This is a genomic window from Nocardiopsis dassonvillei subsp. dassonvillei DSM 43111, assembly GCF_000092985.1.
GTDB lineage: Bacteria > Actinomycetota > Actinomycetes > Streptosporangiales > Streptosporangiaceae > Nocardiopsis > Nocardiopsis dassonvillei.
The window spans coordinates 4,000,702-4,019,190 of the sequence record NC_014210.1; the positions used below are offsets into that span (position 1 = coordinate 4,000,702).

Annotated in this window: 17 protein-coding genes, 3 tRNA genes and 1 pseudogene; 7 read left to right on the top strand and 14 right to left on the bottom strand. The window is 71.4% G+C overall.

The window, feature by feature from the left end; genetic code table 11:
• Positions 1–69 precede the first annotated feature (69 nt).
• From NDAS_RS16550 to NDAS_RS16560, 3 genes are all read right to left on the bottom strand, one after another.
• Positions 70–543 (bottom strand): SRPBCC family protein, encoded by a 474-nt coding sequence (locus NDAS_RS16550; RefSeq protein ID WP_013154359.1) that lies wholly within the window; start codon positions 541–543, stop codon positions 70–72.
• Entirely contained in the window at positions 540–887 is a 348-nt protein-coding gene (locus tag NDAS_RS16555; protein WP_013154360.1) for an ArsR/SmtB family transcription factor, read from the bottom strand. Before NDAS_RS16555 ends, NDAS_RS16550 begins: the two co-directional genes overlap by 4 nt.
• A gap of 295 nt (positions 888–1,182) precedes the next feature.
• Positions 1,183–1,255: transfer RNA gene (locus tag NDAS_RS16560), tRNA-Ala, on the bottom strand.
• A gap of 157 nt (positions 1,256–1,412) precedes the next feature.
• On the opposite strand from NDAS_RS16560, the gene NDAS_RS16565 reads away from it, so the two are divergent.
• A complete protein-coding gene (locus tag NDAS_RS16565) occupies positions 1,413–1,625 on the top strand; it encodes a hypothetical protein (RefSeq protein ID WP_013154361.1) in 213 nt (70 codons plus the stop codon).
• A 503-nt stretch (positions 1,626–2,128) separates the two neighbouring features.
• Here the strand turns inward: NDAS_RS16565 and NDAS_RS16570 are convergent.
• Positions 2,129–2,201, bottom strand: a tRNA-Ala gene (locus tag NDAS_RS16570).
• A gap of 154 nt (positions 2,202–2,355) precedes the next feature.
• Between NDAS_RS16570 and NDAS_RS16575 the strand changes: the two genes are divergently transcribed.
• Positions 2,356–2,649, top strand: coding sequence for a GroES family chaperonin (locus NDAS_RS16575; protein WP_017568462.1), 294 nt, complete (start codon positions 2,356–2,358; stop codon positions 2,647–2,649).
• Positions 2,650–2,715: 66 nt separating this feature from the next.
• Here NDAS_RS16575 and NDAS_RS16580 read toward each other — a convergent pair whose 3' ends face one another.
• On the bottom strand, positions 2,716–3,315 hold the full coding sequence (locus tag NDAS_RS16580; protein ID WP_013154363.1) for a TetR/AcrR family transcriptional regulator: 600 nt from the start codon (positions 3,313–3,315) through the stop codon (positions 2,716–2,718).
• Between the two features lie 138 nt (positions 3,316–3,453).
• Between NDAS_RS16580 and NDAS_RS16585 the strand changes: the two genes are divergently transcribed.
• Together NDAS_RS16585 and NDAS_RS16590 are read left to right on the top strand one after the other, a co-directional pair.
• Complete coding sequence (locus tag NDAS_RS16585; protein ID WP_041552817.1) at positions 3,454–5,232, top strand: ABC transporter ATP-binding protein; 1,779 nt, start codon at positions 3,454–3,456, stop codon at positions 5,230–5,232.
• 159 nt (positions 5,233–5,391) lie between these two features.
• Positions 5,392–6,555: an alpha-hydroxy-acid oxidizing protein gene (locus tag NDAS_RS16590; RefSeq protein WP_013154365.1), complete on the top strand. Its 1,164-nt coding sequence runs from the start codon at positions 5,392–5,394 to the stop codon at positions 6,553–6,555.
• Between the two features lie 71 nt (positions 6,556–6,626).
• On the opposite strand, the gene NDAS_RS16595 is transcribed toward NDAS_RS16590, so the two are convergent.
• From NDAS_RS16595 to NDAS_RS16605, 3 genes are read right to left on the bottom strand one after another with little or no spacing between them, the layout of a single operon-like run.
• On the bottom strand, positions 6,627–7,526 hold the full coding sequence (locus tag NDAS_RS16595; RefSeq protein ID WP_013154366.1) for a carbohydrate ABC transporter permease: 900 nt from the start codon (positions 7,524–7,526) through the stop codon (positions 6,627–6,629).
• The gene (locus NDAS_RS16600; RefSeq protein ID WP_019609619.1) at positions 7,523–8,371 is read right to left on the bottom strand and encodes a carbohydrate ABC transporter permease; all 849 of its coding nucleotides are present in this window, start codon (positions 8,369–8,371) and stop codon (positions 7,523–7,525) included. The genes NDAS_RS16595 and NDAS_RS16600 overlap by 4 nt, the downstream gene beginning before the upstream one ends.
• A 56-nt stretch (positions 8,372–8,427) precedes the next feature.
• Entirely contained in the window at positions 8,428–9,738 is a 1,311-nt protein-coding gene (locus NDAS_RS16605; protein ID WP_013154368.1) for an ABC transporter substrate-binding protein, read from the bottom strand.
• Between the two features lie 223 nt (positions 9,739–9,961).
• Between NDAS_RS16605 and NDAS_RS16610 the strand changes: the two are divergent.
• Both NDAS_RS16610 and NDAS_RS16615 read left to right on the top strand, forming a co-directional pair.
• Positions 9,962–10,980, top strand: a pseudogene (locus NDAS_RS16610) (LacI family DNA-binding transcriptional regulator).
• A 19-nt stretch (positions 10,981–10,999) separates the two neighbouring features.
• The gene (locus NDAS_RS16615) at positions 11,000–12,619 is read left to right on the top strand and encodes a glycoside hydrolase family 13 protein (RefSeq protein ID WP_013154369.1); all 1,620 of its coding nucleotides are present in this window, start codon (positions 11,000–11,002) and stop codon (positions 12,617–12,619) included.
• 322 nt (positions 12,620–12,941) lie between these two features.
• Here the strand turns inward: NDAS_RS16615 and NDAS_RS16620 are convergent.
• The 4 genes from NDAS_RS16620 to nadD all read right to left on the bottom strand — a co-directional run bounded on the left by NDAS_RS16620 (position 12,942) and on the right by nadD (position 14,821).
• Positions 12,942–13,014: transfer RNA gene (locus tag NDAS_RS16620), tRNA-Ala, on the bottom strand.
• A gap of 79 nt (positions 13,015–13,093) precedes the next feature.
• Entirely contained in the window at positions 13,094–13,717 is a 624-nt protein-coding gene (locus NDAS_RS16625) for a histidine phosphatase family protein (RefSeq protein ID WP_013154370.1), read from the bottom strand.
• Between the two features lie 34 nt (positions 13,718–13,751).
• Complete coding sequence (gene rsfS, locus NDAS_RS16630) at positions 13,752–14,150, bottom strand: ribosome silencing factor (protein ID WP_013154371.1); 399 nt, start codon at positions 14,148–14,150, stop codon at positions 13,752–13,754.
• A gap of 17 nt (positions 14,151–14,167) precedes the next feature.
• Positions 14,168–14,821 carry a nicotinate-nucleotide adenylyltransferase gene (gene nadD, locus NDAS_RS16635; protein ID WP_013154372.1) on the bottom strand — a complete coding sequence of 218 codons (654 nt, stop codon included), beginning with the start codon at positions 14,819–14,821 and terminating at the stop codon, positions 14,168–14,170.
• Positions 14,822–15,052: 231 nt separating this feature from the next.
• Between nadD and NDAS_RS16640 the strand changes: the two genes are divergently transcribed.
• A complete protein-coding gene (locus NDAS_RS16640; RefSeq protein WP_013154373.1) occupies positions 15,053–16,108 on the top strand; it encodes a M48 family metallopeptidase in 1,056 nt (351 codons plus the stop codon).
• A gap of 261 nt (positions 16,109–16,369) precedes the next feature.
• Here NDAS_RS16640 and NDAS_RS16645 read toward each other — a convergent pair whose 3' ends face one another.
• Together NDAS_RS16645 and NDAS_RS16650 are read right to left on the bottom strand one after the other, a co-directional pair.
• Positions 16,370–17,101, bottom strand: coding sequence for an alpha/beta hydrolase family protein (locus tag NDAS_RS16645; protein WP_013154374.1), 732 nt, complete (start codon positions 17,099–17,101; stop codon positions 16,370–16,372).
• A 179-nt stretch (positions 17,102–17,280) separates the two neighbouring features.
• The gene (locus NDAS_RS16650) at positions 17,281–18,252 is read right to left on the bottom strand and encodes a hypothetical protein (protein ID WP_013154375.1); all 972 of its coding nucleotides are present in this window, start codon (positions 18,250–18,252) and stop codon (positions 17,281–17,283) included.
• Positions 18,253–18,489 lie beyond the last annotated feature (237 nt).

Genomic DNA, 18,489 nt, shown 5'->3' on the forward strand with positions numbered 1-18,489 from the left:
GGAGGACAGGGCGGACGTTGTCCACAGGCAGGATCGGCCGGGGCCCGGCCGATCCTTCCCGGAGGCGCTTCAGCCCATCGTGGCCAGCAGCTCGTCCAGGGCGTCCATGGACTGCTTCAGGCCGTACTCCATGCCGGACTCGACCATGCCGTCGCGGTCCTCGACGCTCTGGAACACCGTGGTCGACGTGTAGAGGGTGCGGCCGTCCCCCTCCTCCAGGGTGGTGGTCTCCAGGCACACGTGCCCGGGCATGCCCTCGAACTCGAAGGTCTGCACGAAGCGCTCGGGCGCGACGACGTCGTGGACCACGCCGTGGAAGGCGTACTCCTGGCCGTCGGGGGCGCGCTCGACGAACCTCCAGGAACCGCCCCGGCGCAGGTCCGCGTGGTCGATGACGGTCTCGTTCTCCTTGAGCCCCCACCAGCGGGCGAGGTGCTCGGCATCGGTCATGGCCCTGAACACCACGTCGCGGGGCGCGTCGAAGCTGCGCGTGACGACGATGTCGTGCCGTCCGGGCTCGGCGATCACCGTGAGGTCGCTCATGACTGTCCTCCTGTGGTCTGTGCCTGCTGGATCCGGCGGATCTCCGCGTCGAGCCGGTCGAAGCGGTCCTCCCACTGGCGGTGGTAGCGCTCGATCCACCCCGTCGCCTCCTCCAGGGGGGCGGTCTCCAGTCGGCAGGGGCGCCACTGCGCGTCGCGGCCCCGGCTGACCAGACCCGCCCGCTCCAGCACCTTCAGGTGTCGGGAGACCGCTTGAAGGCTGATGGGAAACGGTTCCGCCAACTCGTTGACGGTGGCCTCGCCCTCGGCGAGCCTCGCCAGCAGCGCCCGACGGGTCGGGTCGGCCAGTGCGGCGAACGTGAGACTCAACGGGTCGGTCGCCATCTGCGTATTCAACTTTCCTGTTAATCAACCAATACGTTGATTATGAGCCACAGCACACTACGAGTCAAGGGTGAGGAACCGCTTCGATCAAACAGAAGAAGGCCGACCGCGCCCCCGGTCGCAGGGGCACAGAGGCGAAGCATCACGTCACGGGAGAGCGCCCCGCCCACCCCGCCGACCACCACGGCCCCGACCACAGGGGGCACCCCGGGGGGGTTCGGGGGCCTCCCCCCGGAAAGCACCAAGGGCGACCCGGCGAGCGCGTTCACGCGCGAGCAGGGTCGCCCTTCGTCCGTGGAGCTATGGGGATTCGAACCCCAGACCTCCTCCATGCCATGGAGGCGCGCTACCAACTGCGCCATAGCCCCGTGTGCCGTTCGGCAACGGTTCGAGTCTATCGGACGCGCGGGGGTGGGATGACCAGCCGCGGTGTCGGCCGCCCCACACACCCCGCGCTCCGGAGCAGCCGGGACACGCACCCCGGAACCCTCTTCGACCGCCCCCGGAAGGGGCACATGAGAGGACATGAGCGACAGACCACGACAGAACCCGGTCGACACCCTGCTCCGCTGGGAGGACCACGGCGCCGTGTGGCGGGTGGTGGGGCGGACCGCCTCCGAGGTGACGGTGGCCCTGTGCCGGTGCGACGGGGGCGAGGAGGTGGAACGCCTGGTCTCCGACGACCCGGCCCTGCGCGCCTTCGTGGACGAACGGCTCAGTCCTCCTCCAGCTTCCTGATCGCCTTCCAGTCCGCGGTCCCGGGCCCGCGCGGCGCGTGAGAGGAGGAGCAGCGGCGTCCGCGCACGGCCGGACGGGTGCGGCGAGTTCACGCATGTGCGACGGTCACGGTCCCGAACGGGCCGAAACCCCAGCCCAGGGCGGCGGCCTCCACCCTCGACGCCCCGGCGGCGCGCAGGAGGTCGCCGATCCCGCCCCGGGAAGCGGACGTTCCACCGGTGCTGACGGCGCGGCTCGAACACGGAACCCGGGCGCACCCACCGCAACCGCAACCGCAACCGCAACCGCAGGAGGAGCGTCTCGGAGAGAAGGGAACGCGGCCTCAACCGCAGGGGTTCGGAGGCGAAGCCCCACGTTGCGGGAGAGCACTCCACCCGCCCGCCGATTCCCGCGACCCCGACCACAGGGGGGTACCTCGGGGGGGTTCGGGGGCTCTCCCCCCGGAAAGCACCGCGGGCTGCGGCGAGCCGGTCGACGACCGGCGAGCAGCAGCCCGCGCAACGTGGAGCTATGGGGATTCGAACCCCAGACCTCCTCCATGCCATGGAGGCGCGCTACCAACTGCGCCATAGCCCCTTGTATGCCGGGCGGTTCCCCCGCTCGGCGATGGAATTACTGTACCGGAGGTTGGGAGTGGGTTGCGACCTCGGGGCACTCGGGTGGACGTGCGGTGGCCGGTTTCCGCGCCGAATACCCTGGAGTGGTGCCCGAATCAAAGCTTGAGATCCAGATGCTCCACGACCGCCTGCTGGTGAAGTCGGTCCCGGACAGGACCGAGCGGCGCAGCAGCGCCGGCCTGGTCATCCCGGACACGGTCAAGCTGGCGACCAGGCTCGCGTGGGGGGAGGTCGTCGGCGCCGGGACCAGTGCCCGTCACGTCAAGACCGGGGACCGGGTGCTCTTCGATCCCGAGGAGCAGGGCGAGGTCGAGCTGAACGGCGAGCGCTACGTGATCCTGCGCGAGCGCGACGTGCACGCCGTGGCCAACGAGGCCCCCGAGCGCGGCACCGGCCTGTACCTGTAGTCCTCTCCCCCGCGGGTTCCCCGACGCGCCGCCCGGGGCGGGCGCCCGTCCTCGCGCCGCCCCGGGTCAGTCGCCCGTGCCGTCGCGGTCGGGGTTCGCGATGGCCTTGACCAGCGAGTGCACGCACAGGTTGAGGGCCTCGTAGGCGGGCGTGCGGCTGACGCTCACGTAGGCCCAGGCCGCGTAGAGCCCCGACCACAGGAGCTGCTGCGCCCATATCGGGGTGATCCTGGGGTCGATGCTGCCGTCGGCGTGGCCGCGCTCGACCAGGGCGAACAGGGCCCGGTCCGCCTCCCCGCACTCCTCCTCCAGCACCTCGTCCCAGGAGTCGTCGGACCCGAAGGCCAGCATGATCACCTTCTGGAGTCCGAAGTACTCGGGCACGAGGCGCCGGAAGGCCTCCAGACCGGTGCCCTCGGTGGTGCGCGCCCGTTCGGTGGCCTCGTTGATGAGCTCGTCGGCGTACTCGCCGAGGGCGCACACCAGGTCGGCGCGTTCGGCGAAGTAGCGCTGGAGCGTGCTGCGCGCCACACCCGCGGTTCTGGCCACCTGGGACAGGGGGGCCGAGGAGTTCTCCCCGAGCACCTTCACCGCCGCTTCGAGGATCGCGCGCCGGGTCCGGGCGCGGGTCCTCGTCTCTTCGTCTGAGGGAGCGCTCTTCACCATGCCCTCATCCTAGGCTTATCGGTAATTGGTTGACAATAATCGGTCACCTATGACCTACTTTGAAACATGACTGATCCATCGAAAGTAGACACCGGCTCGAAACCGGGTGCGCCCGAACCCCGGTTCGCCCAGCTCCGGGTGCTGTGGTCGTTCGTGCGCCCGCACCGGAACAAGCTGGCGCTGGGCCTGGTGCTGGCCCTGTTCGGCTCGGCGCTCGAACTCGCCAACCCGATGGTGATCAAGCTGGTCCTGGACACCGTCTCCGGCGGGGGCGGCCTGCTCGTGCCGATCGCCCTGCTGCTGGGCCTGTTCGTGCTGGGCACGGTGTCCGGCCTGTGGCACTGGATCCTCCTGGGCACCGTCGCCGAGAAGGTGGTGCTCGACGCGCGCACCTCGCTGGTGCGCCGCTACTTCCGCGCAGCGCTCATCCCGCTGTCGCGCCGCTCCTCCGGCGAGCTCGTCACCCGGGCGACCTCCGACACGGTCCTGCTGCGCGAGGCCGCCTCCAGCAGCGTCATCAGCCTCATCAACGGCGGCGTGCTGCTGGTGGGAACGCTGGTCATGATGGGCGTGCTGGACCTGTTCCTGCTCACGGTCACCTTCGTCGCGGTGCTCGTGGTCACCGTCCTGTTCCTGACGCTGATGCCCGCCCTGGCCAAGGCGCAGGAGAGGGCGCAGAACTCCCTGGGCCTGATGGGCGGCATGCTCGACGGCGCGCTGCGCGCGGTCCGCACGGTCAAGGTCAGCCGGGCCGAGGAGCGCCTGAGCGGCCAGATCCTCGAACACGCGCGGGAGTCCGCGCGGCACGGCGTGCGCTCGGTGCGGCGCGAGGCGGTCGCCTGGACGATCGCGTTCAGCGGGATCCAGCTCGCCATCATCTCCATCCTGGGCGTGGGCGCGCTGCGGGTGTCCTCGGGCGCGATCGAGGTCTCCACCCTCATCGCCTTCCTGCTCTACGCGTTCACCCTGATGACCCCGGTCATGGAGCTGTCCCAGAGCGTCACCACCCTCCAGTCGGGCGTGGCCGCGGCCAAGCGCATCCGCGAGGTGGAGGCCATTCCGCTCGAACCCTCCTCCGAGGCGGCGGACACGGACGCGCCGGTCCCCTCCCCGGACGGGGACCGTTCGGGCGCGCTGCTGGAACTGCGCGGGGTCACCGCGCGGTACGCGCCCGGCGCCGAGTCCGCGCTGGACGGCGTGGACCTGGCCGTCCCCCGGCGCGGGCACACCGCGATCGTGGGGCCCTCCGGCGCGGGCAAGACCACCGTGTTCTCGCTGCTGCTGCGCTTCCTCGAACCCGAGGAGGGGCAGCTGTTCCTGGACGGGACCCCCTACCGGGAGCTCACTCCCGGGCAGGTGCGCGGCCGCTTCGCCTACGTCGAGCAGGACACCCCGGTCGTCCCCGGCACCATCCGGGAGAACCTGCTGTTCAGCCACCCCGACGCCACCGAGGAGGAGGTGCGCCGGGTCCTGGGCCAGGTGCGGCTGGCCGACAAGATCGACGCCCTGGAGGAGGGGCTGGACACCCCGCTGGACGCCACGTCCTTCTCCGGGGGCCAGCGCCAGCGCATCGCCCTGGCCCGCGCCCTGCTGCGCTCGCCGGACGTGCTGCTGCTGGACGAGGCCACCTCGCAGGTGGACGCGATCACCGAGGCCGCCATCACCGAGAGCGTGCGCGCCCACGCCGCGCGGGCGGCCGTGGTGACCATCGCGCACCGGCTGTCCACCGTGATCCACGCCGACACCATCGTGCTGATGGAGGACGGACGGGTGCGGGCCAGGGGCACGCACCGGGAGCTGATGGACCGGGACGACCTGTACCGGGAGCTGGTCACGGCACTGCACATCGCCGAGTCCGGGGCTCCGGACCCGGGCGGTGACCGGGCCGAGGCGGACCGGGTGACGCCGGTCACGTGAGCGCGCGGTAGCATCCGGCCAGAACCGGTGGGCGCGAGCGGTTCGACGGCCGCGGCCGCGGGGGCACGCCTCCCCGCGGCCCGGTCCGTCCTCTTCTCCGTCCCGTGCGCCGTGCCCCGCGGTGCCCGTACCCGGCGCCGCGGCGCCAGCGAGGGAACCATGACCGACTTCGCCCAGTACCAGGACGGCGTCTACGCCGACGCGACCAACGGCATCCTGCCCGGGCTGCCCTACCACCACGAGGACCTGCGCGACCTGGCGGAGAGGGCCATGGAGCCGGGTCCGTTCGGCTACGTGGAGGGCGGTGCGGGACGGGAGCGCACCGCCCGCGCCAACGTGGACGCGTTCGCCCGCTACGCGCTGCGCCCGCGCAGCCTGCGGCCGGGGGCCGAGGGGGCGGGGGGGCTGGGGGTCACCCTGTTCGGCAGGGAGTACGCCGCGCCGCTGCTGACCGCGCCGATCGGGGTCCTGGAGCAGGTGCACGAGGAGGCGGAGCTCGCCGTGGCCGAGGCCGCCAACGCCGTGGGCGTGCCGATGGTGCTGTCCACGGCCGCCTCCACCCCGATGGAGCGGGTCGCCGAGGCGGTCGACTCCTGGTGGTACCAGTTGTACTGGCCCGGCGACGACGCGCTGGCCGAGTCGTTCGTGCGGCGGGCGACGGCCGCGGGGGCGGAGGCGGTCGTCGTCACCGCCGACACCAAGCGGCTGGGATGGCGGCCCCGCGACCTGGCGCTGGGCCACCTGCCGTTCCTGCGCAGCCAGGGCACGGCGAACTACTTCAGCGACCCGGAGTTCCGGTCCCGGCTCAAGGCCGACCCGGAGCCGGGCGGGGTGTTCACCGAGGCGGTGTTCCACTTCCTGGGCGCGTTCGCCAGCAGGTCCCTGAGCACCGACAACATCGCCCGCATCCGCCGGTGGACGGACCTGCCGGTGCTGGTCAAGGGCATCGTGCGCGGGGACGAGGCCGCCGACCTGGTGGCGGCGGGCGTGGACGGGATCGTGGTCAGCAACCACGGCGGCCGGCAGGTCGACAACGCCGTGGCGGCGCTGGACGCCCTGCCCGAGGTGGTGGACGCGGTCGGCGACCGCGCCGCGGTGCTGTTCGACTCGGGTGTGCGCTCGGGCGCCGACGTGGCCGTGGCGATGGCGCTGGGGGCCGAGGCGGTGCTGCTGGGGCGGCCGTGGGTGTACGGGCTGGCCGTGGGCGGCGCCGCGGGTGTGGAGCACGTGCTGCGCGCGACGCTGGCCGAGTTGCAGATCACCGCCGAGCTGATGGGCAAGGACGCGAAGGACCTGGACGGGAGCGACGTCGTGCGCCGCTGACGCGGACACGGAGCCGGTCCCGGAGACGCCGCGCGCCGCCGGGACCGGTCCGCTTCCTTCCGGTCGCGCTGTCAGCCCTTGACGGCTCCGGAGGTCAGGCCCGCCACGATCCTGCGTTGCAGGACCAGGGCGAAGATGATCAGCGGGACCGACACCAGGACCGACGCGGCCATGATCTGCCCGATCGGGTTCTCGTAGCCGACCCGCTGGAAGGTCGCCACGAAGACCGGGACCGTCTGCACGTTCAGGTCGTTCGGGGCGAAGGAGAAGGCCAGCAGGAACTCGTTGGTGGCGTACACGAAGGTCAGGATGGCCGCCGCTCCCACGCCCGGCGCCGCCAGCGGCGCCACCACGCGCAGGAAGGCCTGGAACGGGGTGGCCCCGTCCACCTTCGCCGACTCCTCGATCTCCTTGGGGATGCCCGCGAAGAACGTGGTGAGGATGAAGACGGCCAGCGGCAGGGTCAGCGCCACGTACGGGATGATCATGCCCGCGAAGGAGTTGAGCAGGTTGATCCCGGTCCACTCGTTGAGCTGCAGGTACATCTGGTAGAGCGGGTTGACCAGCGCCACCGGCGGGAACAGGGTCGCGACCAGGGTGGCGGCCAGGATCGCGAACTTGCCCGCCAGCGGCAGCCGGGCCAGGGCGTAGCCCGCCAGCGAGGCCACCGGGATGCAGATCAGCGTGGTCACCGTCGCCACGATCAGCGAGTTGCGCAGCGCGAACTGGAAGCCCTGGTTGAAGATCTCCCGGTAGTTGCTGAAGTCGAAGGGCCCCTGGAAGATGTTCGGATCGGTGATCGCCGCCGATCCCGTCCGCAGGCTGGTCATGCCCATCCACAGGAACGGGAACAGGCACCACAGCAGCACCACGGCCAGCCCGAGCAGCTTGAGGGTGTTGCCCACCGCCGGGTGGACGCGTCGGCGCGGCTTGTGCACCGGACCGCTCGGCCTCACCGTCTCGGCCGTCATCGCTTCTCCTTCCGCGGCGCCTCACCGATCATGTGGCGGCCCATCCGGCTGATGAAGGCCAGGCCGACGAGCATGACGATGACGAACGTGACCGTGGACAACGCGTTGGCGTAGCCCAGGTCCGGGTCCCGGACCAGGTAGCGCTGCGCGTAGACCGACAGGGTGGCCAGCGAGTTCGAGTAGCCGGTGAACACGTACGCGAAGTCGAACATGCGCAGGGCGTCCACCGTGCGGAACAGCAGGGCCACGACGATCGACGGGCGCAGCAGCGGCAGGGTGATGTTCCAGAAGCGCTGGAGCGCGTTGGCCCCGTCCACCCTGGCCGCCTCGTAGTAGTCCTTCGGGATGGTCTGGAGGCCCGCGAGCAGCAGCAGGGCCACGAACGGCGCGGTCTTCCACACGTCGGCGCTGATGATGCCGACCATCGACCAGAACGGGTCGCGCAGCCAGTTGATGTCCGTGCCGAGGACGGCGTTCACGAAGCCCGGGTTGGGGTCGAACATGAACCGCCACACCTGCGCGGCCACGGCGGTCGGGATGACCCACGGGATCAGGATGACCGCGCGGGTCAGGCCCCGGCCGAGGAAGGCCTGGTGCATGATCAGCGCGAAGGCCATCCCGACGAGGAACTCCAGCGACACCGACGCGACCGTGAACACCAGGGTGTTCCAGACGGCGTTGAAGAAGCCGGAGTCGGTCAGGACGCGGACGTAGTTGTCGACGCCGGTGAACTCCTGGCGGAACCCCCGGATCTCGTAGAGGCTCATCCCGATCGCGTAGAAGACCGGGAAGAGCGCGATCACGGCCATGAAGGCGAACGACGGGGCGAGGAAGATCCGCCCCATCGCACGCTCACCCAGGCCCCTGCTCACGCGGACTCTCTGGGTCGTCGCCATGTGACCTACTCTTGTTCGAGCGCGTCGTTGGCCGCCTGGTCCACCGCCTCCAGGGCCGTGCCGGACTCCTCCTGGCCCCGGAAGGCCGGGTGCAGGTTGTCCTGCACGGCCAGGGACAGCGAGTTGTAGCCGGGCACCGGCGGGCGGGCCTGGGCCTGGGCGAGGATGTCGCCGAGCATCTGGAAGTCGGGGTCGTCGGTGTTCTCGTAGGCGCTCGCCATGGTCGGCGGCAGGCTGTTCTGGAGCAGGATGTCCTGCGCCTCGGGGTCGGTGGCCGCCCACAGGACGAACTCGCGGGCCAGCTCCTTGCTGTCGCTCAGCGTGCTGACCGCGTTGTTGAGACCGCCCAGCGCGCTGGTGGTGCCCTCACCGGTGAAGGTGGGCAGCGGGGCGACCGCGAAGTCGTCCGCGACCGCGCTCTCCTCGTCGCCCTCGCCCGCCAGGAGCGGGATGGCGTAGGGCCAGTTGCGCATGTAGACGGCCTCGCCCGCCTGGAACAGGGCGCGCGCGTCGTCCTCGACCATGGTGTCGAAGCCGTCGGCGTAGAACCCGCTCTCGTAGGCCTCGGTCATGAAGTCCAGGGCCGTGGTGGCGGCGTCGCCCTCCAGGAAGGTGCTCTGCTCCTGGGCGTCGTCGAACAGCTGGCCGCCCGCGGACCAGTACAGCTCCAGGAAGTTGACGACGAAGCCCTCGTACTGGTCGCCCTGGCCGACGTAGGCGGAGATGCCCTCCTCCTCGGCGGCCGCCATGCCGGTGTCGTAGAGCTCCTCCCAGGTCGTGGGGGGCTCCTCGACGAGGTCGGTGCGGTAGTAGAGGAACGCGCCGTTGGAGGAGTAGGGCAGCGCGAACAGCTCCTGCTGCCACTGGGAGCTGTCGACGGCGCCCTCCAGGCTGACGCCCTCGACCTCGCCGCGCAGGTCCTCCAGGCTCTCGACGTAGCCGTACTCGGCGAACTCACCGGTCCAGATGACGTCCAGGCCCAGGACGTCGAACTCCCCCGCCTGGTTCTGGAGGTCCTGGAACATGGCCTGGCGCTGCTCGTCGGCGGTGGGGGCCAGGAAGAAGATGTCGACCTGCTGGTCGGGGTTGTTCTCGTTCCACAGGCGCGCGACCTCCTCGTGGATCGCGCGGTCGGCCCCGGTGACCGCCCAGACGAACGCCGGGTCCTCGGCCAGGCCCGCGGTCTCGCCGCCCTCCCCCGCGGTCTCCTCCCCTGGGGGTTCGCCGCACGCGGTGGCCAGGGTGAGGCTCAGTGCGGCGAGCCCGGCAGCGCATGCGCGCACTGTGTACCCCTTCTGGTGTGAATGCACTGGCATGGCTCTCTCCTTACCGCGCCGGACGGGTCTCCGGGCGCGCGGCGTCGAGTGTGTGCTGGGACATCCCCCCGTGGTCGTGCGCAAACGATGCCATCGACTGTGTGATCTAGTCAACAGTGAACGCGTTTCGATATACGTCATGCACGGAAAGGAAAGGCACGCCGTCCGAATGTCCTCGTGAAAACGTTGCCATAACCGGGGTCGCGCTCCTACCGTGGACGGCATGGCCAGCCAACCCGCGAGCATGCGGGACGTCGCCCATCGAGCGGGGGTCTCCCTCTCGACGGTCTCCCGTGTGCTGCGCGGGGCCCCGGGGTCGCCCCGGAGGTGCGCCAGCGCGTCCAGCGGGCCGCGGACGAGCTGGCCTACGTGGTCTCGCGCAACGCCTCGGGCCTGGTCACCGGCCGCACCGGGCGGGTCGCGGTGGTCGTGCCCTTCCTCCAGCCGTGGTTCTTCGGGATGGTCCTGGCGGGGGTCAGCGACGCTCTTCGCGAGGCGGACCTGGACATGCTCGTCTACCAGGTCGGCGAGACGCGGGCCAGGGAGGGCTGGACGCGGGCGCTGCCGCTGCGGCGCAACACCGACGCCGTGGTCACCGTGTCCATGGACCTGTCCGAGGAGGAGTGCCACCGGCTCGATGACGTGGGCGTGCCCGTGGTGCTGGTCGGGCAGAGGGCACCCGATCGGGCCAGCGTGTACATCGACGACCGGGCAGGCGCCGCGGGGGCCACCCGGCACCTGCTCAACCTGGGGCACACGCGCGTGGCCTACATCGCCTCACGGTCCGAGGCCTGGTCCAGCGCCAGCTCGCGGCACCGGCTGGAGGGGTACGGAGCGGCCATGGCGGAGGCGGGGCTGACGCCGCGGAGCGTGGCCAAGGCCACCGGGCACACGGGCGGTGAGCTGGCCATGGGCGAGCTCTTGTCGGACCACGACCCGCCCACGGCCGTGCTGGCCGAGTTCGACGACCTCGCTCTGGGCGCGTACCGCACGCTGCGCCGCTCGGGCGTGCGCGTGCCGGAGTCGATCTCCCTCATGGGCTTCGACAACCACGACACCGCGGCGGTGATGGACCTGACCACCGTCGACCAGGCCCCCTACGACACCGGGCTGACCGCGGGTCGGCTCACCGTGGGCATCCTCGGCGGGACGGCCACGCGCCTCCAGGTGGAGATGCCCACCCAGCTCATCCTGAGGCAGTCCACCGCCGCGCCCCGGAGCACGCGCGGCCTGTTCTCCTGACCGATCCGGAGGAACCAGCATGCAGCAGTGGTGGCGCGACGCGGTCCTGTACCAGGTCTACCCGCGCAGCTTCGCCGACGCCGACGGGGACGGGACCGGCGACATCGCGGGGATCACCGCGCGCCTGGGCCACGTCGCCGACCTGGGCGCGGACGGGATCTGGCTGTCGCCGTTCTACACCTCGCCGTGGGCGGACGGCGGGTACGACGTGGCCGACTTCCGGGACGTGGACCCGCGCCTGGGCACCCTGGAGGACTTCGACGCGATGGTGGCCGCCGCGCACGCGCTGGGTCTGCGGGTGATGGTCGACATCGTGCCCAACCACACCTCCGAGGAGCACCCGTGGTTCCGGGAGGCGCTGGAGGCCGGCCCCGGGTCGCCCGAGCGGGAGCTGTACGTCTTCCGCGACGGGCGGGGCTCGGACGGCGAGCTGCCGCCGACCAACTGGCGTTCGACGTTCGGCGGTCCGGCGTGGACCCGCGTGGCGGACGGGCAGTGGTACCTGCACATGTTCGCGCCCGAGCAGCCGGACCTGAACTGGGACGACCCGCGGGTGCGCGAGGAGTTCCGCGGCATCCTGCGGTTCTGGAGCGGGCGCGGGGTGGACGGGTTCCGGATCGACGTGGCGTACGCGCTGGTCAAGGACCTGCGGGAGCCGTTGCGCGACCTGGTGCTGGTGGAGGGCGGCCGGTTCGAGGACATCGCGGCCAACCCGGACCACCCGTTCCTGGACCGGCCCGAGGTGCACGAGGTGTACCGGGACTGGCGGCGGGTGCTGGCGGAGTTCGACCCGCCCCGGGCCACGGTGGGCGAGGTGTGGCTGCCCGGTGAGCGGCGGGTGCTGTACACGCGCCCGGACGAGCTGGACCAGGCGTTCAACTTCGACTTCCTGAGGACCTCGTGGGACGCCGACGCCTACCGCGGCGTGATCGACTCCTCGATCGCCGACGCCGGGCAGGTCGGCACGGTGCCCACGTGGGTGATCGGCAACCACGACGTGGTGCGGCCGGTGTCGGTGCTGGGGCTGCCCCCGGGCACCGACCAGAAGGCGTGGCTGCTCTCCGACGGGCGCGACCCGGAGCCGGACCTGGAGCTGGGCACGCGGCGGGCACGGGCGCTGGCACTGCTGGAGCTGTCGCTGCCGGGGTCGGCGTACGTGTACCAGGGCGAGGAGCTGGGGCTGCCGGAGGTGGCGGACCTGCCCGCGCGGGCGCTGGAGGACCCGCGGTGGGTGCGCAGCGGGCACACCGACAAGGGGCGGGACGGGTGCCGGGTGCCGCTGCCGTGGACACGGGAAGGAGCGTCGTACGGGTTCGGCGGGGACACCCCGTGGCTGCCCCAGCCCCGAGGGTGGGGCCGGTGGTCGGTGCGGGCCCAGAACGACGACCCCGGGTCCGTGCTCTCCCTGTACCGCCGGGCTCTGGCACACCGCCGGGAGTTCTCCTCGGACGAGACTCTGAGCTGGGACGACACGCTGAACCGGGGGCCGGTGCTGGCCTACTGGCGGGGTGGGGACGTGCTGGTGCTGGTCAACACGGGCGAGGAGGCGGTGGAGCTGCCGCCGGGCCGGGTGCTGGTGGCCAGCGCGGAGCTGGACGGGCGGCTCCCGGGAAACGCGGCGGTGTGGCTGCGCCGCTGACCGGCGTGCTCCCGGGGCGAAGCCCCACGTCACGGGAGAACACCCCACCGACCCCCGCGAACCCGACCACAGGGGGCACCTCCGGGCGAAGCCCGCGTTGCGAGGAAACACGCCCCACCCGGCCGATCAACGCGGCCTCAACCCCAGGGGCCCAGAGGCGAAGCCCCACGTTGTGGGAGAGCACCCCACCCGCCCCGCCGATTCCCGCAACCCCGACCACAGGGGGGTACCTCGGGGGGTTCGGGGGGTCTCCCCCCGGAAAGCACGAAGGACGACCCGGCGAGGCGGCCGAAGGCCGCCGAGCAGGGTCGTCCTGAGTCCGTGGAGCTATGGGGATTCGAACCCCAGACCTCCTCCATGCCATGGAGGCGCGCTACCAACTGCGCCATAGCCCCTCAAGGGAGTCGATCGGACCTGTGGGGTCCTGCCGACTCCCTGAACCATAGCGGAATCCGGCCCGAACGTCGAAACGGTTCAGGCGTCGTCGCTGAGCACGACCGGCTCGGGGAGGCTGGCCGCGTTGTGCTCCATCAGCCGCCACTGCCCCCGGCGTTCCTGGAGCACCGACCAGCAGCAGTTGCTGATGGGTCCCAGGATCTCGCGCTGTTCGTCGGGGATCCCCAGCAGCCGGGCGATCCCCACTCTGAGGGCGGCGCCGTGGCTGACCACGACGAGCAGCCCCCCGGTCGGGGTCTTGCCCAGTCCGCGTTCGACGGCGGCGCGCATCCGGTCGCCGACCTCGGCGATGAGTTCGCCGTCGGGGATGTCCATCCGGGCGTGCTCGACCGGCCAGCGCGCGGAGAGTTCCGCCCCGGTCATCCCCTCCCATGAGCCGCCGAAGCGCTCGCGCAGCCCCTCGTCGAACTCCACGGGCACCCCGGAGGCCCGGGAGAGGTATCCGGCGGTGTCGGCGGCCCTGGTCAGGTCGGAGGCGACGATGACGTCGGGGTTCAACGAGGCGAGCAGCTCCCCCGCCCGCCTGGCCTGGGCGTGGCCGACCGGATCGAGTGCGATGTCGGTCTGCCCCTGGAAGCGGTTCTCCACGTTCCAGGACGTGCGTCCGTGCCGCCAGAACAGCACACGAGGGGTGTCGCTCACGTGGTGTGCCTCTCCACTCGCAGTGGGGTCGGGGTCAGAACTCGTCCAGCGGCGTGCGCTGGGCGCCGCGCGCGCCCTCGGGGAGGTCGATCTCGGGGCAGTCCTTCCACAGCCGTTCGAGGCCGTAGTAGCCGCGCTCCTCCTCGTGCTGGATGTGCACGACGATGTCGGCGTAGTCCAGCAGGACCCAGCGGCCGTCACGCTCGCCCTCGCGCCGGACCGGCTTGGCCCCGGCCTGGAGGCGGAGCTGGTCCTCGACCTCGTCGACGATCGCGCGGACCTGCCGGTCGTTGGGGGCCGAACACAGAACGAAGGCCTCGGTGATGACCAGCTGCTCGCTGACGTCGTAGGCGATGATCTCCTGGGCGAGCTTGTCGGAGGCGGCTTCCGCCGCGACCCTGACCAGCTCCAGTGCCCTGTCGGTGGCTGTCACGTTGTGCTTGCTGCCTTTCAGCTCTCTAGGTAGAGCCCGGTCTTGTTGATGTAGCGGACGATGCCGTCGGGCACCAGGTACCAGATGGGTTCGCCCTTGCGGACGCGTTCCCGGCACTCGGTCGAGGAGATGGCCAGCGCGGGGACCTCCACCAGGGAGACCTTGCCCTCGGGCAGTCCGGTGTCACTGAGGTGGTGACCGGGCCGGTTACAGCCTACGAAATGCGCGAGCTCGAAGAGTTCGTCGACGTTGTGCCAGCTCAGGATGGCGCCCAGCGCGTCCGCCCCGGTGATGAAGTACAGCTCCACGTGGGGGCCGTACTTGGCGCGCATCTCGCGGAGCGTGTCGAGGGTGTAGGTGGGCCCCGAACGGTCGATCTCGACGCGGTCCACCCGGAACTGGGGGTTCTCGGCGGTGGCGATGACCGTCATCAGGTAGCGGTCCTCGGAGGGCGTCACCTTGGCCAGGTCCTTCTGCCAGGGCTGGCCGGTGGGGACGAACACCACCTCGTCGAGCCCGAAGAGGTGCGCGACCTCACTGGCCGCCACGAGGTGGCCGTGGTGGATGGGGTCGAAGGTGCCGCCCATGATGCCGACCTTGGTCGGGCCGGTTCCTCCCCGGGGCGCGGGGGAGTCCCCGTTGCGGGATGCGTCGGAAGCTGCGTGCGCCACTGTGCGCTCCGTTTCGCCGTGGACGTTGCCGTTGCCGGGATCGGCCAACCGAGATTAGCCGACGGAGGGCACCACCGCTGTCCCCTTCCTCCCTTTTCGGTCCTCGCACCGGGACAACGAACGCCGTGTCGGGTTCCTTCCCCCGGGCGCGTCGACGGCGCCCGAAAATCGCGTCATATCTCGAAGCCGGAAACCGTGGCCAAGCGCGATCACGGCGCATAGCATGCCGATATGGCCAACACACCAGACCGCGTCCGCGTCCGGCTCTCCGAGATCTCGCCCCGCGCCTACGAACACCCCGCAGACCGTGGCGCCCTGGTGGCGCTGCGCTCGCTGCGCGGGTTCGACGAGGTGTTCAAACGCCTGTCGGGGCTGTTCAACGAGCGCGCCCTGCGACTGATGTTCCTGTCCAGTGCCGTCCGGGTCGGTCCCACCCAGTTCCCTCACGTGTACGACTACGTGCGCGACGCCGCCTACGTCCTGGACATGGACGAGGTCCCCGAGCTCTACATCCAGATGAACCCGAAGCCGAACGCCATGGCGATCGGCAGCAACCGCCCGTTCATCGTGATGACCACGGGCCTGTTCGACCTGCTGGACGCCGAGGAGCAGCGCTTCGTCATCGGCCACGAGGTCGGCCACATCCTCAGCGGCCACGCCGTCTACCGCACCATGCTGCTGGCCCTGATCCGGCTGGCCACCCGCGTGGCGTGGGTGCCGCTGGGCTTCATCGGCATCCAGGCCATCGTGGCCGCGCTGGAGGAGTGGTACCGCAAGTCCGAGCTGTCCTGCGACCGCGCCGGGATCCTCGCCAGCCAGAACCCCGAGGCGGGCAAGCGCGCCCTGATGAAGCTGGCGGGCGGCTCCAAGCTCGTGGAGATGAACCCCGACGCCTTCCTTGAGCAGGCCCGCGAGTACGAGTCCGGCGGCGACGCCCGCGACAGCCTCATCAAGCTGGTCAGCCTGGTCGGACAGACGCACCCGTTCGCGGTGGTGCGCCTGGCCGAGCTGCACCGGTGGATCGAGGACGGTTCCTACCAGAGCATCGTCAACGGCGACTACCCGCGCCGCTCCACCGACCGCGACGCCCGGGTGGGCGAGGAGGCCCGCAAGGCCGCCGACTCCTACAAGCAGTCCTGGGAGCGCACGGGCGACCCGCTGCTGGGCACCCTGCGCGACGTCGCGGGCAGCGCGGCCAGCGCGGGCGGCAAGATCTTCGACACCGTCGCCGACCGGTGGCGCAACGGCTCCTCCCGCACCAACCAGGGCTCGGGAACCTCTTCCTGACCGGGCTCTCCCCCCGACACCGGAACCGGCACCGGTTCCCGACGCGCGTGGGAAACGGGCGCCCGGCCGCGGGGGGCGGCACCCGCGAAGCCGACGCCGCCCGGGCGGGAGATGGTGCCGGGTTCCCGGCCCGGAGGGGCGGCCCCCGTACGCGGGCCGCCCCTCCGGCGTGACCGGCGGGTGCGCTCCCCGGCGCGCGGCTCCGCTGAGCCGGGGGCTCCTACGTCGCGAGGTGCGACCGCGTCTTCGGGCGTGTCCGGCTCAGCGCAGGTCGGCGAGGTAGGCGCGCACCCCCCGCCAGGCGGGGTGGGCGGGGTCGATGACCGCGAAGTGGTCGGCTCCGACCGGCTCGTGGTGGTCCACGGTGTCCCCCGCGGCGCGCGCGGCGGCCACGTAGACGCGGCTGTGGTCGACCGGGACGCGCTGGTCGGCGTCCCCGTGTACGACGAGTTGGGGCACCCCCAGCGGCACGCGCAGCAGCGGCGAGCTGGCGGCGTACACCCGCGCGGAGGGGGCGGGGCCCAGGAACGGCTCCACCGCTCCCTCGCCCAGTCCCTCCCGTGCGCAGCGCTCGGGGTCGGTGACCGGCGCGAGGGCGACCACGGCGCGCACGGGCGTGCGGGGGTGGAGCGCGTTGAGCAGGGCCAGGTGCCCGCCCGCCGAGTGGCCGACGGACACCGTGCGGGACAGGTCGTAGCGGCCGGGCTCGCCGGCCGCGGTCTCGGCGAGGGCCGCCAGGGCGCGGTCGACGTCGTCGAGCGTCTGCGGCCAGCCGCCCCCGTCGTCGCCGGTGCGGCGGTACTCCACGTTCCACACCGCCCACCCGGCGGCGGCCAGGTCGCGGGCCAGCGGATCCATGAGCCCGGCGTCGAGCCCGTCCCGCCACCAGCCGCCGTGCAGCAGGGCGGCGACGGGCGCGGGCGCGCCGCCCTCCGGTTCCCACAGGTGCGCGATCTGGCTGGGGTGCTCTCCGTAGGACACGGTGGTGGGCACGCGTCGCTCCTCGTCGTCGGGATGGCCTCCCGCGGACGGTAACAGCCCTCTCCCCACCTCCCCCACCGCGCGTCCCCACGATGCGCTCCGGCGGGGTCGCGGGGCCCCTGGCACACGGCAGCGCCGACGGCGGGGCCGTCGGCGCTGTCGGGCGTCCTGGCGTGACCGGAGAGCGGGTCCTAGAAGGCGGGACCGGCGGCCATGGCCTCGTCGATGGTCGTGGAGCGGGCCTCCTCGACCTCCTCGACCAGGTCGTCCTCGTGCGCCTCGAACTCCTCGACCACGGCGGCGGAGAAGCTGCGCAGGGCGATCTCCTCGGTGAGGATGTCGCCGCGGACGCGGTTGTTCTCACCGATCTGGGCGGTCGGGCTGTTGGCGGAGGTGGACAGGTCACCGCCGACGATGTTGTTGTCGATGTAGACGCCGCCGCTGACGCCGGTGACGCTCAGGTCGCCGTCGACGTAGTTGACGGAGGAGCAGAAGCCCTCCTGCTCCCCGGCGCCGACCGCGACCGGACCCGTGCCGCCGCTGTAGGTGGCCGCGCCGATCACCTCGCTGTCGCAGAGGATGCCGCCGCTGGCGGGGTTGTTGACGGTCAGGGCGCCGCGCACCACGGAGTCGTAGATGTCGGCGTACTCGACACCGTCGGCCTTGACGGCGCCGCCGATGCGCGAGCCGGAGACGTAGACGGCGCCGACCTCGGCGTTGATGCTGTGGACGGAGGAGTCCACCACGTAGGCGAAGCCGTCGGTGTTGCCGCCGTCGACCGGGACGGCGCGCAGGGCGGCACCCGTGGAGCTGTTCTCCAGGTAGGTGCCGTAGGAGCCGCGGTTGACCACGCGGTCGCCGACGGAGGTCTCCTGGGAGTCGAAGTAGGCGTCCTGCTGGACGGTCACCTTCCCCTCGATCTCACCGCCGATGATGTGCAGGTTGGCACCCTGGCGCACGGTGACGTCGCCCTGGATGACCGTGCCGTCCAGGAAGCAGCTCTTGCCGGCGGGGACCGCGAGGTCCGTGGGCAGGGTGATGGCACCGCCGTGGCCCGAGCAGAGGGTGACCAGGTCAGCCTGGGCGGGGGAGGCCATCAGCGTGACACCACCGACGGTCAGGGCGGTCGTGGCGATGGCAGCGACCTTGCTCCGGAGCTTCATTCGGGGGATTCCTTTCGTTGTGACCGTGGGGGGGCGACACTCCGAGCGATGCGGAGGCGCGCCGTGAGACACCACAGTGAAATTACCGACCAGCCGTCCCTTTGGGAATACGTGCTAGACGAAGATTCGCTTCTGTCCAGGTTTCCAGCGGGAAAACGCTCCAGATGCCAACGGCCCCCCGAACCCCGGAAGTGACTCTCGGTCGCACAACGGACACACGCGTCAGGCCGGCCCCGT

Excerpts from the sequence above, each read along its gene's own strand:
- NDAS_RS16550 (WP_013154359.1), bottom strand. The coding sequence starts at position 543 with ATGAGCGACCTCACGGTGATCGCCGAGCCCGGACGGCACGACATCGTC.
- NDAS_RS16555 (WP_013154360.1), bottom strand. The coding sequence starts at position 887 with ATGGCGACCGACCCGTTGAGTCTCACGTTCGCCGCACTGGCCGACCCG.
- NDAS_RS16565 (WP_013154361.1), top strand. The coding sequence starts at position 1,413 with ATGAGCGACAGACCACGACAGAACCCGGTCGACACCCTGCTCCGCTGG.
- NDAS_RS16575 (WP_017568462.1), top strand. The coding sequence starts at position 2,356 with ATGCTCCACGACCGCCTGCTGGTGAAGTCGGTCCCGGACAGGACCGAG.
- NDAS_RS16580 (WP_013154363.1), bottom strand. The coding sequence starts at position 3,315 with ATGGTGAAGAGCGCTCCCTCAGACGAAGAGACGAGGACCCGCGCCCGG.
- NDAS_RS16590 (WP_013154365.1), top strand. The coding sequence starts at position 5,392 with ATGACCGACTTCGCCCAGTACCAGGACGGCGTCTACGCCGACGCGACC.
- NDAS_RS16595 (WP_013154366.1), bottom strand. The coding sequence starts at position 7,526 with ATGACGGCCGAGACGGTGAGGCCGAGCGGTCCGGTGCACAAGCCGCGC.
- NDAS_RS16600 (WP_019609619.1), bottom strand. The coding sequence starts at position 8,371 with ATGGGGCGGATCTTCCTCGCCCCGTCGTTCGCCTTCATGGCCGTGATC.
- NDAS_RS16605 (WP_013154368.1), bottom strand. The coding sequence starts at position 9,738 with ATGCCAGTGCATTCACACCAGAAGGGGTACACAGTGCGCGCATGCGCT.
- NDAS_RS16615 (WP_013154369.1), top strand. The coding sequence starts at position 11,000 with ATGCAGCAGTGGTGGCGCGACGCGGTCCTGTACCAGGTCTACCCGCGC.
- NDAS_RS16640 (WP_013154373.1), top strand. The coding sequence starts at position 15,053 with ATGGCCAACACACCAGACCGCGTCCGCGTCCGGCTCTCCGAGATCTCG.
- NDAS_RS16650 (WP_013154375.1), bottom strand. The coding sequence starts at position 18,252 with ATGAAGCTCCGGAGCAAGGTCGCTGCCATCGCCACGACCGCCCTGACC.